The sequence below is a fragment of the Nocardia sp. NPDC004654 genome (assembly GCF_040609595.1).
GTDB lineage: Bacteria > Actinomycetota > Actinomycetes > Mycobacteriales > Mycobacteriaceae > Nocardia.
This window is the reverse complement of the sequence record NZ_JBEXKI010000002.1, coordinates 403,370-417,626: the sequence shown is the minus strand read 5'-3', so window position 1 is coordinate 417,626 and position 14,257 is coordinate 403,370. Positions and strand designations below refer to the sequence as shown.

General features: G+C 68.8%; 14 protein-coding genes and 1 pseudogene. 3 read left to right on the top strand and 12 right to left on the bottom strand.

Going from position 1 to position 14,257, the window contains the following annotated elements:
* Positions 1–72: 72 nt before the first annotated feature.
* A complete protein-coding gene (locus ABZV58_RS07655) occupies positions 73–1,269 on the bottom strand; it encodes a M50 family metallopeptidase (protein ID WP_354999360.1) in 1,197 nt (398 codons plus the stop codon).
* A 229-nt stretch (positions 1,270–1,498) separates the two neighbouring features.
* A complete protein-coding gene (gene dxr / locus ABZV58_RS07650) occupies positions 1,499–2,638 on the bottom strand; it encodes a 1-deoxy-D-xylulose-5-phosphate reductoisomerase (protein ID WP_354999359.1) in 1,140 nt (379 codons plus the stop codon).
* Between the two features lie 152 nt (positions 2,639–2,790).
* Between dxr and ABZV58_RS07645 the strand changes: the two genes are divergently transcribed.
* On the top strand, positions 2,791–3,060 hold the full coding sequence (locus ABZV58_RS07645) for a DUF2631 domain-containing protein (RefSeq protein ID WP_354999358.1): 270 nt from the start codon (positions 2,791–2,793) through the stop codon (positions 3,058–3,060).
* Between the two features lie 119 nt (positions 3,061–3,179).
* A complete protein-coding gene (locus ABZV58_RS07640) occupies positions 3,180–4,121 on the top strand; it encodes a dihydrodipicolinate synthase family protein (RefSeq protein WP_354999357.1) in 942 nt (313 codons plus the stop codon).
* Between the two features lie 6 nt (positions 4,122–4,127).
* Here the strand turns inward: ABZV58_RS07640 and ABZV58_RS07635 are convergent, their stop codons facing one another.
* On the bottom strand, positions 4,128–5,084 hold the full coding sequence (locus tag ABZV58_RS07635; RefSeq protein WP_354999356.1) for a LysR substrate-binding domain-containing protein: 957 nt from the start codon (positions 5,082–5,084) through the stop codon (positions 4,128–4,130).
* Positions 5,085–5,169: 85 nt separating this feature from the next.
* On the opposite strand from ABZV58_RS07635, the gene ABZV58_RS07630 reads away from it, so the two are divergent.
* Positions 5,170–5,595, top strand: a complete 426-nt coding sequence (locus ABZV58_RS07630; protein ID WP_354999355.1) for a DUF5997 family protein — start codon at positions 5,170–5,172, stop codon at positions 5,593–5,595.
* A 223-nt stretch (positions 5,596–5,818) separates the two neighbouring features.
* Here the strand turns inward: ABZV58_RS07630 and ABZV58_RS07625 are convergent, their stop codons facing one another.
* From ABZV58_RS07625 to rpsB, 9 genes and pseudogenes are all read right to left on the bottom strand, one after another.
* On the bottom strand, positions 5,819–7,483 hold the full coding sequence (locus ABZV58_RS07625) for a protein kinase (protein ID WP_354999354.1): 1,665 nt from the start codon (positions 7,481–7,483) through the stop codon (positions 5,819–5,821).
* Positions 7,484–7,499: 16 nt separating this feature from the next.
* A complete protein-coding gene (gene rlmN, locus ABZV58_RS07620; protein WP_253808489.1) occupies positions 7,500–8,609 on the bottom strand; it encodes a 23S rRNA (adenine(2503)-C(2))-methyltransferase RlmN in 1,110 nt (369 codons plus the stop codon).
* A gap of 119 nt (positions 8,610–8,728) precedes the next feature.
* Positions 8,729–8,893 (bottom strand): annotated as a pseudogene (locus tag ABZV58_RS07615) (alpha/beta hydrolase); the annotation flags it as partial.
* A gap of 95 nt (positions 8,894–8,988) precedes the next feature.
* A complete protein-coding gene (locus ABZV58_RS07610) occupies positions 8,989–9,342 on the bottom strand; it encodes a lipopolysaccharide assembly protein LapA domain-containing protein (RefSeq protein ID WP_354999353.1) in 354 nt (117 codons plus the stop codon).
* Between the two features lie 68 nt (positions 9,343–9,410).
* The gene (locus ABZV58_RS07605; RefSeq protein ID WP_354999352.1) at positions 9,411–10,406 is read right to left on the bottom strand and encodes a phosphatidate cytidylyltransferase; all 996 of its coding nucleotides are present in this window, start codon (positions 10,404–10,406) and stop codon (positions 9,411–9,413) included.
* Positions 10,407–10,451: 45 nt separating this feature from the next.
* Positions 10,452–11,009, bottom strand: coding sequence for a ribosome recycling factor (frr, locus tag ABZV58_RS07600; protein WP_141809536.1), 558 nt, complete (start codon positions 11,007–11,009; stop codon positions 10,452–10,454).
* A gap of 50 nt (positions 11,010–11,059) precedes the next feature.
* Positions 11,060–11,788, bottom strand: a complete 729-nt coding sequence (gene pyrH, locus ABZV58_RS07595) for a UMP kinase (protein ID WP_354999351.1) — start codon at positions 11,786–11,788, stop codon at positions 11,060–11,062.
* A 255-nt stretch (positions 11,789–12,043) separates the two neighbouring features.
* Complete coding sequence (gene tsf, locus ABZV58_RS07590) at positions 12,044–12,868, bottom strand: translation elongation factor Ts (RefSeq protein WP_354999350.1); 825 nt, start codon at positions 12,866–12,868, stop codon at positions 12,044–12,046.
* Positions 12,869–12,965: 97 nt separating this feature from the next.
* On the bottom strand, positions 12,966–13,781 hold the full coding sequence (gene rpsB, locus ABZV58_RS07585; protein ID WP_067782205.1) for a 30S ribosomal protein S2: 816 nt from the start codon (positions 13,779–13,781) through the stop codon (positions 12,966–12,968).
* Positions 13,782–14,257: the final 476 nt, after the last annotated feature.

Sequence of the window (14,257 nt, the reverse complement as noted above, 5' to 3'; positions counted from 1 at the left end):
ACACGGCATGACATCGAGTTGTCCCGCTATTGCCCGCGACAGGTTACCCCGGACGGGAGAACTCGAGGGAACTCAGGGAAACAGCCGGATCGGGTTGACGATGTCGGCGGCCAGCGTCAGCACCATGTACGCGCCGCCGAGCGCCACGGCGACGTACGTCGCCGGCAACAACTTGAGGTAGTCGACCGGACCGCCGGGCGCCAGACCGCGCCAGCCGCGAATGGTGTTGCGGATCTTCTCGTAGATCACCACTGCGATGTGACCGCCGTCCAGCGGCAGCAGCGGCAGGATGTTGAACGCGCCCAGGAAGAAGTTCAGGCTGGCCAGCATCAGCACGAACACCTGCCACAGGCCCGCCTGGGCGCTCTCGCCGCCGATGCGGCTCGCGCCGTAGATGCTGACCGGGGTCTCCGGATCGCGTGCGCCGCCGGTGACCGCGTCCCACAGCGCCGCGACCTTGGCGGGCATCTGCATCAGCGACTGGAAGGTGCGCACGAACAGGTCGCCGGTGAAGGTGGTCGCGGCGGGAATGGCCGTGACGATGTTGTACTTCTCGATCGGCGGCACGTCCAGGGTGACGCCGACCGCGCTGACCTCGGTCTTCGCGCCGTCCTTGGTATAGCGCGTCACCGGCTGCGGGGCGACCGTCACCTGCACCCGCTCTCCGGCGCGGTCCACGGTGTAGGTGATCGGGCCCTGCTGCTTGCGGGTCTGCTCGGTGAACTCCGCCCAGGTGCCGACCGCGACGCCGTTCACTGCGGTGATGGTGTCGCCGGGCTGGAGTCCGCCCTGCTGGGCGGGGCCCGGGCCGGTGCACTGTTGCAGCGTCCCGTCCGGATTGGCGTCCGCGACACAGCTCAGGGTTCCCACCGTCGGGGCCGGCTCGTCCAGCCGCGGCAGACCCCATCCGACGGCGAGCACCACGATCAGCAGGAAGCCGAGCACGAAGTTCATGGCGATACCGCCCACCATGACCACGAGCCGCTTCCAAGTCGCCTGGCGGTACATGGCGCGGTCGAGGTCCTCGGGCCGCACCTCGTCCAGTGCCGTCATGCCCGCGATATCGCAGAAGCCGCCGAGCGGGATGGCCTTGACGCCGTATTCGGTCTCGCCACGATGGAAGGACCACAGGGTCGGGCCGAAGCCGACGAAGTAGCGGCGCACCTTCATGCCGGTGGCCTGGGCCGCCCACATGTGTCCGCATTCGTGCAGGGCGACCGAGATGAGGATGCCGAGCGCGAACAGCACGAACCCCATGGCGAACACCATTTGCTCTCCAGCCCTCCTGCGTTGCGCAGCTCGTAGACATCCCGCGCACGCGCCGGCGCGGCCGCGAGCACCCCGACCACAGTAATGGACGCGGCCGGACCGAGGCCGTACCAAGCCCGCGCGGGCCAGCACGCGGGTATGCCGCATGGATGCCGCCGGACGTAGTCCATCCCCGATCCGTACGCCTCAGTCTGCCAGCGCGCGGCCGGACGCGCCGGATACCGGTTGTTCAGGCTCCGACGACACGCCGGGCGTAGTCGCGCGCCCAACTGTCGGCGGCGAGCACCTCGGCCAGGCTCTGCGGCTCGGTCCGCCACTGGTCGGCCGCCTCCACCGCGCTGGCCACCGTCCGCACGATCGCCGGAAAGCCGATGAGACCGTCGAGGAAAGCCTGCACCGCGATCTCGTTGGCCGCGTTGTAGACCGCGGTCACGCTGCCGCCCGCGGTGCCCGCCTGCCTGGCCAGTTCGACCGCGGGGAACACCTCGCTGTCGACCGGCTCGAAGGTCCAGGTGGCCGCGGTCCCGAAATCACACGGGGTCGCGGCGCCGGGCACCCGATCCGGCCAGCCGAGGGCCAGCGCGATGGGCAGCTTCATGTCCGGCGGACTGGCCTGCGCCAGCGTGGAGCCGTCGGTGAAAGTCACCATCGAGTGCACGATCGACTGCGGGTGCACGGTGACGTCGATGCGGTCGTAGGGGATGCCGAACAGCAGGTGCGTCTCGATCAGCTCGAGGCCCTTGTTGACCAGCGAAGCCGAATTCAGCGTGTTCATCAGGCCCATGGACCAGGTCGGGTGGGCCTTCGCCTCGGCGGGGCTGACGGATTCGAGCATCTCGGCGGTCCAGCCGCGGAACGGCCCGCCCGACGCGGTCAGCACGAGCCGGTCCACCTCCTCGGCGCGGCCGCCGCGCAGGCACTGCGCCAGCGCCGAATGCTCCGAGTCCACCGGCACGATCTGGCCGGGCGCGGCGGCGCGGGTCACCAGCGAACCGCCCGCGACGAGCGACTCCTTGTTGGCCAGCGCGAGGCGGGTGCCCGACTCCAGGGTGGCCAGGGTCGGTTCCAGGCCGAGCGAGCCGACCAGCGCGTTGAGCACCACGTCGGCCTCGGTGCGGCGCACCAGTTCGGTCACTGCCGCCGGACCGGCCAGCGGAATGTCCAGAGCCGCGGCGGCGGCCGGGTCGGCGACGGCGACATTGCGGGTCCCGGTGGCCGCCATCTGCGCGGCGAACAGCTCGGTATTGCCGCCGCGCGCGGCCAATCCGACCACCTCGAACTTGTCGGTGTTGGCGGCGATCACTTCGAGCGCCTGGGTACCAATGGATCCGGTGCTGCCGAGCAGCAGGACTCTCACGATGTCGGACACCCAGTCATTGTGTCCTACCGCGCACGGGGTCTCGTCGTGCGCGTCGAACGCGGGCCGACTACCAACGACGCGGCGTCGTATGTCACGATATCGACCAGTAGCCCAAGAGTGCGTACCGGAAGTTCGGTACCCGAACCACCTGAGGAGCGATCGTGGCCGCCACGGACATCGAACCCGCCAACAACGAGCGCGCCGTCGTCACTCACGTGGACACCGCCGAGGTCCCCTCCGCGGAGTGGGGCTGGAGCGGCGAGTCGCGCCGCACCTTCCGCATCGCCGGTTGGATCGTCGCGTTCATCCTGCTCGCCATGATCATCGGCAACCACAAGGGCCTGGTCGAGGACATCTACCTGGTCGGCTTCGCCGCGCTCATCGTGGTCATCCTGGTGCGCGACTCGATCCTGCGGCGTAAGCCCCGCTAAGCCTCGGCCCCGGGTGGCCGACCCGGCTGGAGGCTCGATACTTCGCGGCCGCGCATCTCGATTCACACCGGGAGCGCGGCCGTTGTCCTGCCGGGCGTCGATGTGGAGGAGCGCCGCAGATGACAGTTGGAGAGCCAGCGCAGTCCGCACCAGGGTGGCCCGGCGCGGTCGAGCCCAATCCCATCCTCGCCACGGTCACGCCGTTCGCCCGTGACGGCGCCATCGATACCGGAGCGCTGGGCGAGTATCTCGGCTTCCTGCACAACTCCGGCGTTCCCGCGATCCTCGTCAACGGCACGACCGGCGAGTTCGCCAGTCTCACTGTCGCCGAACGCAAGTCGGTCCTCGAACATGCCCGCGAGCACTGGCCGGGGCATCTGATCGCGCACATCGGCGCCACCGCCTACGGCGACGCGCTCGAACTGCTCGACCACGCGAAGCACCACGCCGACGCCGTCGCCGCGATCGCACCCTATTTCTTCGCCGATCCGCCGGAGGCCGGTGTCCGCGAGTTCTTCGGTGCGCTGCTGACCCGCACCGAACTGCCGATGCTGCTGTACAACTTCCCGCGCCACACCCAGACCCCGATCTCCCCTGCGCTGTTCGCCGCGCTCGCCGCCGAGTATCCGATGCTCGCCGGAATCAAGGACTCCGGTGGCGACCTCGAGGTCACCAGGGCCTACGCCGCGACCGGTTCGACGGTCCTGGTGGGCAGCGACGGCGCGGCCGCCCGGATCCGCGAACTCGGCGTGCACGGCATCGTCTCCGGCGGCGGGAATCCGGTGCCCGAACTACCCGTTCGCATCGCCGCCGCCGTGCATGATGGTGACGTCGACTCCGCCGCGCGATGGCAGGCGGTGTTCGACGAATGCCGGGCACTGCGCCACGATTCCGGACTCAGCGATATCGCTTTCGTGAAAGCCGCTCTCGCCGAACGTATTCCCGGGTTCCCGTCTGCTGTCCGCAGCCCCCTGCTGACCGCGGGCGACGCCGCGATCGCCGAGATCCGCGCGTCCCTGCGGGACCAGATCCTGCCGCGCGTCCACGAGGGCACGCCGTGACGCGGATCAGCGACCGCGCCGCTTGCCGGGCTTCTTGGCACCCGCGGACCGGGCGCCACGCGCCACGGACGCGCTCTTCCCGGTCGATTGTCGCTGTGGCGCGGGCTTTTTCGCGACCGCCTGCTTCGGACGCTGCTCGGCGCGGGTCGACGGGGAACGCGAGCTGCGTTCGGAGCGGCCGCGCACCACGCCGACGAATTCCTCCACCAGCTCGGTGGTTTCGGCCGTTGGCCAGACCAGAGCGATCTCGGTGTCGGGGTGCTCGATGACGGTGCGGTAGACCAGGTCGCGGCGGGCGTGCAGGCGCGCGATGGAGTGCGGGACGATGGCGAGTCCGACTCCGGCGGCGACCATTTCGAGGATGACCGCCGCCGCGTCGATGTCCGAGGCGTCCTGCATGCGCTCGTCGGCCAGGTCCGCCGCCGTGACCTCGGTGAACAGCGAGATCGGGTGTTCCTTGGGCACCACGACGACCGGCGCCTCCCGGTACAGCGGAATCGCGCTGAGCCCTGCGCGGTCGATGGGCAGGCGCACGAAGCACATGTCGACCCGGCCCTCCCGCAGGGCGGTCAGCTGGTCGGCGGCCGCGAGCGGAATCGTTCGCAGCGGGATCTCGGGAAACCGCTCACCCCAGATCCGCTCCCACTTCGACACCGTGACGCCGGGCACGAAACCCACCCGCAGCTCGGCTGAGACCTCCGGCTCCGGCTCGGCCACTTCCCGACGCGCGATGACCTCGCGGGCGGCGGCGAGCAGCTCGCGTCCCTCGTCGGTGAGCTGCGTCGGCTGGGCGCCGGGGACGAACAGCTTCGTGCCGAGTTCGGTCTCCAGGTCGATGACCGTCCGGCTGAGCCGCTGACGCGCGATGCCGAGGCTCTTGGCCGCCCGCGCGAAATGCAGCTCCTCGGCCACCGTGACGAACCAGCGCAACCGCTCGACGTCGATCGACTCCACCTGACTCATTCGACCAAGGGTATTGCACGGCGTGCGCGGGTCGGACGGTCGCCGTGACGACGAGGGCGCTCCGGCGGTCGACTAGGCTGTCCCGGTGAGCCCGGACAAGAAACCGCAGATGATGAAGCCGCTGACCGCGGCCGACAAGCTCGGCATCTACCTCCCCGCCGCGCCGGAGGAGTTCCGGAACTCGCCGATCTCCCGCGCCGACCTCGACCGGCTGCGCACCGATCCCCCGGAGTGGCTCACCGAACTGCGCCGCACCGGCCCCTTCCCGCGCGACATCACCGCACGCAAACTCGGCATCTCCAACAGCGGCCTGGCCCGCGGCGGCGTCTCCGACGCCCTCACCGCGGACGAGATCACCGCCCTCCTCGCCGACCCTCCGGAATGGCTGACCCGCGAACGCGAGAACTACCAAGCCGTCCTCCGCGAGAACGAGCGCGTCAAGGCGAAGGAAGCCGAACGCCGCGCCACCACCAACCGCCCGGCCAAGAACCGCTTCGGCACCGGAGCCTGAGAGCCCTGCCGCTCGGGCCCCTCGCTGCCATCGCCATCGAATGGGCCTGGCGGACACTCAGCCCAGGCCGAGACCGAGCCGATTCCAGCTGATGGTGACGTCGAGCGGGTCGGCGCCATCCACGGCTAGCGAGTCGCCACGGGCCCGCAGCGACATGTTCTCCCGGACGTAGGTGCCGTCGGACGCTCGACCGCGCAGGACCGCGGCGGAGGCGAGGTGCGTGTCAGAGTGGCGCGTCGCGGACCTTCGCCGAGAGAGTGTCGTCGAACCGCGTGGGTCCGTGGAAGGTGAGAACCCAGCGGTCGCGGGACGGGTCGGAGAAGGTCGACAGGACCAGTGCCGTCTCGCCGTAGCCGTCGTTGTAGCGGAAACGTTCGTCGGTCCTGGTGCCTTCGGCGCTGCGGCCTTCGGGCTTCGCCCGCGACTTGAAAGTGGTCACCGCCCGACGCGCCGCCTCTGCGCTCGGGAAGGCGTAGAACCTGTACGCGAGCTTCGCGCCGCCCTCCAGCAGACACTCCCAGCGCGCCTGCCAATTGTCGAAGGCCGATTCGTCGCCCTTCTCGGCGCGCCAGTCCTTCCATTCGGATGCCGGACGGCACGAGGCCCCGTTGTAGCCCTTACCGGTGTCGCGGTTGCCGCTCGGCAGCATTCCGGGAAACGCCGCCGACATCTCGGAGAGGTCCTTGTGTCCCTTCGAGCGTCCGGTTATCTGCGAGACCCAGGTCGAGTCGTCGGTCAACACGAAGGCGCCACACCCGGTGACCAACGTGAACACCAAGCCCAGAATCACCGTGAGCACCTTCGCCCCCGATCCGCGACGCCGGGGCGGAACAGGCGGTCGGTACCCGGCAGGGACACCGCCGTAACCCGGCGGATAGCCCTGCGGCACACCGCTGTTCGCATAGTGCGGACCGGGCGGCGCGGGCTGGGCGTAGCGCGGCGGATGAGCCACCGGCACCGGGTTCGGCGCCGAACTCTGTGGATGCGCCACCGGCATCGGATTCGGCGCCGAGCGCTGCGGATGCGGCCTGGGCCGCGCGACGGCGTGCGGCGCGCTCACCGGTCCACGCAACGCCTGCTGCACGGCCGCGGCGAACTCCGCGCAGGAGTCGAACCGATCCGCGGGTCGTTTGGCGAGCGCGCGATCGAGCACCGCGTCCAACGCGGGCGGCAGACCCGGACGCACCGAACTCAGCGGCGGGGGCGGCTGCTTCAGATGTCCCTGGATCACCGCGACGGCCTGCGGCGAATCGAACGGCACGGCGCCGGACAACAACCAGTACAGCGTGCAGGCCAGCGAGTACTGGTCGGTCCGGTGATCGAGTGGCGCGCCCGTCAGCTGTTCCGGCGCGGCGTACGCGAGAGTCGCGGTGAACGTGCCGGTCTGGGTGAGCTGCCTGGTGTCCTCGCGAGGGCGGGCGATGCCGAAATCGGTGAGCAGCACCCGCTCCTGCCCCGCCGAGCGGGAGAGCAGGATGTTCGCGGGTTTGACGTCGCGGTGCAGCACGCCCATGCGGTGCGCGTAGTCCAGCGCAAGCGCGGTCTCGCCGACGATCTGGGCGGCGCGCTGCGGCGGCAGGGTGCCGGGATCCACCGAGGACGCGTCGGCGCCGTCGATGAACTGCATGGAGATCCACAGCTGCTCGTCCTCGATGCCGCGGTCGAAGACGGTCACGATGTTGGGATGGTCCAGCTGCGCGACCAGGTCGGCCTCCCGCTCGAACCGCGCGCGAATCTCCGCGTCGGAGAACAACTCCCGATTCAGCAGCTTGAGCGCGGTACGGCGGGGCAGCCGCGGGTGCGCGGCCAGATACACCGCGCCCATACCACCCTGCCCCAGCAGTCGTTCGATGGCATATCCGGCGAATACGTCACCTGGCTGCAGCAACGGCCCCCCTCGAAATTCAGTTCTCGGCGGCCAGCTGCCCGCAGGCGGCGGCGATCTCCTGGCCGCGGGTGTCACGGACGGTGCAGGGCACGCCCTGGGCGTTGACCCGGCGGACGAACTCTTGCTCGACCGGTTTCGGGCTGGCGTCCCACTTGCTGCCCGGGGTCGGGTTGAGCGGGATGACGTTGACGTGCACGCGCGAGCCCAGCGCTTTGTGCAGTTTGGCGCCGAGCATGTCGGCGCGCCACGGCTGATCATTGATGTCGCGGATGAGCGCGTACTCGACCGAGACGCGACGGCCGGTCGTGTCGGCGTAATAGCGCGCCGCGTCCAGCACCTCGGCCACCGGCCAGCGGTTGTTCACCGGCACCAAGGTGTCACGCAGTTCGTCGTCGGGCGTGTGCAGCGAGACGGCCAGCGTCACCGAGAGACCTTCGTCGGCCAGCTTGCGGATGGCGGGCGCCAAACCGACGGTCGAGACCACGACGTTGCGCTGCGAGATGCCGAGGCCGTCCGGCGCGGGGGAGGTGATGCGGCGCACCGCGGCGACCACCCGCTTGTAGTTGGCCAGCGGCTCGCCCATGCCCATGAAGACGATGTTCGACAGCCTGCCCTCGCCGCCCGCCACCTCGCCGTCGCGCAGCGCGGCCGCGGCGGCGCGCACCTGGTCGACGATCTCGGCGGTGGACAGGTTGCGGTTCAGTCCGCCCTGACCGGTCGCGCAGAACGGACAGGCCATGCCGCAACCCGCCTGGCTGGAGATGCACAGGGTGTTGCGGTCGGCGTAGCGCATGAGCACGCTCTCCAGCAGGGTGCCGTCACCGGCCCGCCACAGTGTCTTGCGGGTCTGCCCGTCGTCGCAGGCGACGTGCTTGACCACCGAGAGCAGCGGCGGGAACAACGCCGAGCCGACCTTCTCCCGCACCGCGGCGGGCAGATCGGTCATCAGCTCGGGATCGGCCTGCAACCGCCCGAAGTACTGCCGCGCGATCTGATCGGCGCGGAACTTGGGCAGGCCCAGCTCCTCGACCGCGGCACGCCGCCCCTCGGCATCGAGATCGGCGAGATGCCGCGGCGGCATGCCACGGCGCGGAGCGTCGAAAACCAGGGGCAGGGAGGCGGTCATAGTTCTTCCAGTCTCTCATCCGCCCCTGGCGCTCGAATGCTCAGGCCGAAACAGTGCGCGAGGACACAACCGCCCCACGCCGTTCCGGACACTCGGCTCAGGACAACCCGAGGTCGCGCACTGACGGCCATGACCAGAGCCTCGTCGTCGGAGAGGTCCTGGGCGAAGCTCTCCTGGAACTTGTCCTGCCTGATCCACAGGTAACCGTCGGAGTCCGGCGCGATGCTGTCGAAGGCCGCGGGCGGCAGTTCCTGACTGATCTGCCCTGGGGTCTCCCCCGCGTCGCGAGCCTTTCAACGCAAGTTCGGGTCTCCCCCACTGCGCTGGCGCCGATCCGGCGCTCGCCAGAACGGCGACGGATCCGCATCGGTCTGAGGACTCAGCGCTTGGCGGCGCGCCGCAGCTGCATGATGCGCATGCCGCCGACCAGCGCCATCACCAGGGCCCCGAGGATCACCGAGAGCAGGACGGCGACGCCGAGAGGGAGGTGGAAGTTCCAGAAGAACATGCTGACTTCGACGGTCTGCAGATTCTGCAGGATGAAGATGAGCAGCAAAATCATGATCAGCGTGCCGGTCACGAGCCCCACCCAGGCGTAGCCGGTCCGCGAGGAGATCGAGGGTTTGGCGCCCGTCATGGGGGGTCTGGTCGCGGGCGGCGGGGGCGTGGTCGGCGGGACGGCCGGCTTGTCGCGCCGGCTCGCCTCGGGCTCGTGCTCGGCATTCGTGGACATGCCTCGATCATGGACGATCGCTATCGCGGTCGCCGGGATTTGGCGGCATGTCGCGCGGGACCGGGCAGTCAGAGCAGCGTGCTCAGCACCAGCCAGGAGACGAACGCGGACGGCAGCATCGAGTCGAGCCGGTCCATGATGCCGCCGTGCCCGGGCAGCAGGGTGCCCATGTCCTTGATGCCGAGCTCCCGCTTGATCTGCGATTCGATCAGATCACCGACGGTCGCGACCAGAACCAGCCCGACACCGAGCACCACGCCGATCATCGAATTGGCGTCCAGCAGCAGGGTGACCGTCAGCAGACCGCCGATGACGCTGAACACCAGCGAACCGCCGAAACCCTCCCAGGACTTCTTCGGGCTGATCGACGGCACCATCGGGTGCTTGCCGAACAGCACGCCCGCCACGTAGCCGCCCACGTCGGAGCAGACCACCAGGATCATGAAGGTGAGCACCCGCAGGTTGCCGTCGGGCTCCAACAGCAGCAGCGTCGCGAAGGACGCGAGCAGCGGGACCCAGGCGAGGGTGAAGACCGCGATCGCCGTGTCACGCAGGAAGTTCCGCGGCGCGGTCCGTAGACCGTGGTCGAACAGCCGCCACACCATGCAGGTCAGCGCGGTGGCCGCGAACGCGCCGGCGACACCGCTCGCGCCCCACGGCCAGCCGAGCCAGAACACCGCCTGCCCGCCGACGATCAGCGGGATCCGCGGGACGAGCACGTCGGCCTCGCGTAGCCGCTTGGCGACCTCCCAGGTGGCCACGCCGACACCGGCCGCGGCGACCGGGATGAACACCAGCGGCGCGAACAGCAGGATCGCGATGAGCGAGAGGCCGAGACCGAGACCGACCGCGAGTGCGGCGGGTAGGTTGCGGCCCGCTCGCGACGTCGCGGCGGCGGGCGCCGGGGCAACGGACTCGGCGGGAACGGAATGCTCGGGGAACTGTCCGGCCGTGAAGTCACCCGAATGGCTCTGGGTGTCTGCGGGGGTGCCGCTCCCCGGCGTCGGCTCCTCGGCCGCACCCGTTGCGGCGGCATTGTCGGCCACGATTGTCCCGTCGCTCACTCGTTGTTCCTCGTCCCCCGCCCGTGCGGGCCCTCGGATCTGCCGTCAGACCTCGAGCAGTTCGGCTTCCTTGTGCTTGACCAGCTCGTCGATGCTGTTCACATATTTGGCGGTGGTCTTGTCGAGCTCCTTCTCGGCGCGCCCGACCTCGTCCTCACCCGCCTCGCCATCCTTCTGGATGCGCGAGAGTTCGTCCATGGCCTTGCGGCGCACGTTGCGAATCGCGACCTTGGCGTCCTCGCCCTTGCTCTTGGCCTGCTTGACCAGCTCGCGGCGGCGTTCCTCGGTGAGCTGCGGGATGGAGATGCGCAGGATGTCACCGTTGTTGGTGGGGTTGACACCGAGATCCGAGTTGCGGATCGCGGTCTCGATCGCACCTAGCTGCCCGGCCTCGTAGGGCTTGATCACCACCATCCGCGGCTCGGGCACCGTGATGCTGGACATCTGGGTGACCGGGGTGGGCGATCCGTAGTAGTCCACGACGACCCGGGAGAACATGCCCGGATTCGCGCGTCCGGTCCGAATGGTCCCGAGATCGTCCTTCGCCACCGAGACAGCCTTTTCCATCTTCTCCTCGGCGTCGAAGAGCGCTTCTTCAATCACGACCGTTTCCTCCACAGCGTCGTCATCGTCATGATCCGCGGGTCGCGGGGTCAGGACCGAACCAATGTTCCGATCTTCTCACCGGCGACCGCTCGGGCGATATTGCCCTTCGTCAACAGATTGAACACCAGGATGGGCATCTGGTTGTCCATACACAGGCTGAAGGCCGTGGCGTCGGCAACTCGCAGGTCGCGCTCGATGGCCTCTTTGTGCGTGATCTCGGTGTACATCGTCGCGGTCTCGTCGACCCGCGGATCCGCGGTGAAGACGCCGTCGACCGCCTTGGCCATCAGCACCACATCGGCGCCGATCTCCAGGGCCCGCTGGGCCGCGGTGGTGTCGGTGGAGAAGTACGGCATGCCCATGCCCGCGCCGAAGATGACGACTCGGCCCTTCTCCAGGTGGCGCTTGGCGCGCAGCGGCAGGTACGGCTCCGCGACCTGGCCCATCGTGATCGCGGTCTGCACCCGGGTGTCGATCCCCTGCTTCTGCAGAAAGTCTTGCAGCGCAAGGCTGTTCATCACGGTGCCGAGCATGCCCATGTAGTCCGAGCGGGCCCGCTCCATGCCACGCTCTTCCAGCTCGGCGCCGCGGAAGAAGTTGCCGCCGCCGATGACCACAGCCACCTGCACGCCGGTCGCGACGACCTCGGCGATCTGCTCGGCGACGGTCTGCACGACGTCAGGGTCGAGGCCGACCTTGCCGCCGCCGAACATCTCGCCACCCAACTTGAGAAGTACCCGGCGATATCCTGGGCGTTCGGTCCCCGGGTCCGTCATCGGTGCTCTTCTCCTTCGGCGATGGTGGTGTTCTCAGCATGCTGAGACATCAGGGGTAAAGCGGATAGGTTTGCGATCCCGCAACACAAGGCGGTCACTATCCTGCCCTACTCGGTTTCGGCGACCGCAGAAGACCCCCTCCGACGACGCGCTCGCGCCGAGAATCGGGCCGGGACTGCCCGCGTCGCGGTCGGACGCGGACAGCAGAAGGCCCCTCCCCTGTCGGTGGGACGGAGGAGGGGCCTTCGCAGGCTGTCAGGCCTGGCCGACCTCGAACCGCGCGAAGCGGCTCACGGTGACACCGGCCTCGTCCAGCAGGGCCTTGACGGTCTTCTTCGAGTCGGTGACCGACGCCTGCTCGAGCAGGACGACGTCCTTGAAGAAGCCGTTGACGCGGCCCTCGGTGATCTTCGGCAGCGCGGCCTCGGGCTTGCCCTCTTCGCGAGCGGTCTGCTCGGCGATGCGGCGCTCGTTCTCCACGAGATCGGCCGGAACCTCGTCGCGGGTCACGTACTTGGCCTTCAGCGCGGCGATCTGCATGGCGGCGGCGCGAGCGGCCTCGGCCGCGGCGTCACCCTCGCCCTGGTACTCGACCAGCACGCCGACGGCGGGCGGCAGGTCCGAGGAACGCTTGTGCAGGTAGGTCGCGACCGGGCCCTCGAAGGACACGGCGCGGCGCAGCTCCAGCTTCTCGCCGATCTTCGCGGCGAGCTCCTGCACGGCCTGGTCGGCGGTCTTGCCACCCAGGTCGACGGCCTTCAGCGCGTCCAGGTCGGCGGGGCGAGCCTTGGCGGCGGCCGCGACGATCTGGCTGGCCAGACCCTGGAACTCGTCGTTCTTGGCGACGAAGTCGGTCTCGGAGTTGATCTCGATCAGCACGCCGTCCTGCGCGGCGACCAGGCCCTCGGCGGTGGCGCGCTCGGCGCGCTTGCCGACGTCCTTGGCGCCCTTGATGCGCAGGACCTCGACGGCCTTGTCGAAGTCACCGTCGGTCTCTTCGAGGGCCTTCTTGCAGTCCATCATCCCGGAGCCGGTCAGCTCCCGGAGCCGCTTCACATCGGCAGCGGTGTAGTTCGCCATCGGTGGCGAGCCTCCTTTGGAGAAGTTCAGTTACTGGGCAGCGGTGATCACCATGGCAGTCCTCGGTGATCACCGCTGGAACAGCGGGTTACGAGCCTCAGGCCTCGGCCGGGGTCTCGGCGGACGCGTCGGCGCCCGGAGCGGCCTGCGCGAGCAGCTCCTGCTCCCACTCGGCGAGCGGCTCGCCCGCGCCCGCTTCCGGCTTGTCGTCGCCGGAGGCCAGACCGGCCCGCGCCTGCACGCCCTCGGCCACCGCGGAGGCGACGACCTTGGTCAGCAGCGCGGCGGAGCGGATCGCGTCGTCGTTGCCCGGGATCGGGTAATCGACCAGGTCGGGGTCGCAGTTGGTGTCCAGGATCGCGATGACCGGGATGTTCAGCTTGCGCGCCTCGCCGACGGCGATGTGCTCCTTGTTGGTGTCGACGACCCAGATGGCCGAGGGCACCTTCTGCATGTCGCGGATACCGCCGAGGGTCCGCTCCAGCTTGTTCATCTCACGCGTGAGCATGAGGATTTCCTTCTTGGTGCGACCCTCGAAGCCACCGGTCTGCTCCATGGCCTCGAGCTCCTTGAGGCGCTGCAGGCGCTTGTGCACGGTGGAGAAGTTGGTGAGCATGCCGCCCAGCCAACGCTGGTTCACGTAGGGCATCCCGACGCGAGTCGCCTCGGCCGCGATCGACTCCTGGGCCTGCTTCTTGGTGCCGACGAAGAGGACGGTGCCACCGTGGGCGACGGTCTCCTTGACGAACTCGTAGGCCTTGTCGATGTAGGTCAGCGTCTGCTGCAGGTCGATGATGTAGATGCCGTTGCGGTCGGTGAAGATGAACCGCTTCATCTTCGGGTTCCAGCGCCGGGTCTGGTGTCCGAAGTGTGCGCCGCTGTCGAGCAGCTGCTTCATGGTTACGACAGCCATGGCTCCCGTATCTCTCTTTCGTTGCCGGTTGACGCAGTGGGTCGGCGACCCGCTGCCCTGGCGCCTCCGAATCGTCGGACCCGATCGTTCATCGATCGGGACCAGCCGGCGATTCCTTGTTCCCAACTGGCACTGCCGCGAACGAGCACTCTCGGAATTCGGGAGCTGAGGTTCGAACGGCGCCGTTACGAACAAGCACGGGTGGCGCGCGAAGTCGGTCCGTGCCGGGCACAGACCGCTCGATCAGTCTACGACCAGGTACGTCCCTGACCTAAATCGCCTGGTCGCGCGGTTGCTACCAGGAGAAACGGGTGGTTTCCACAGGTCAGAAGTTGTCCACACTCGCCGAATTGGGGATGTTCTGCCGACTCGGGCCGGGCGAAGGTCGAGGGCATGCACCGACTTTCCCTCTCGATCACCGTAATCCTGCCGTTGATGTTCGTGCTGGCGCTGGCCGCTGGGCGGCCCGCGACGGC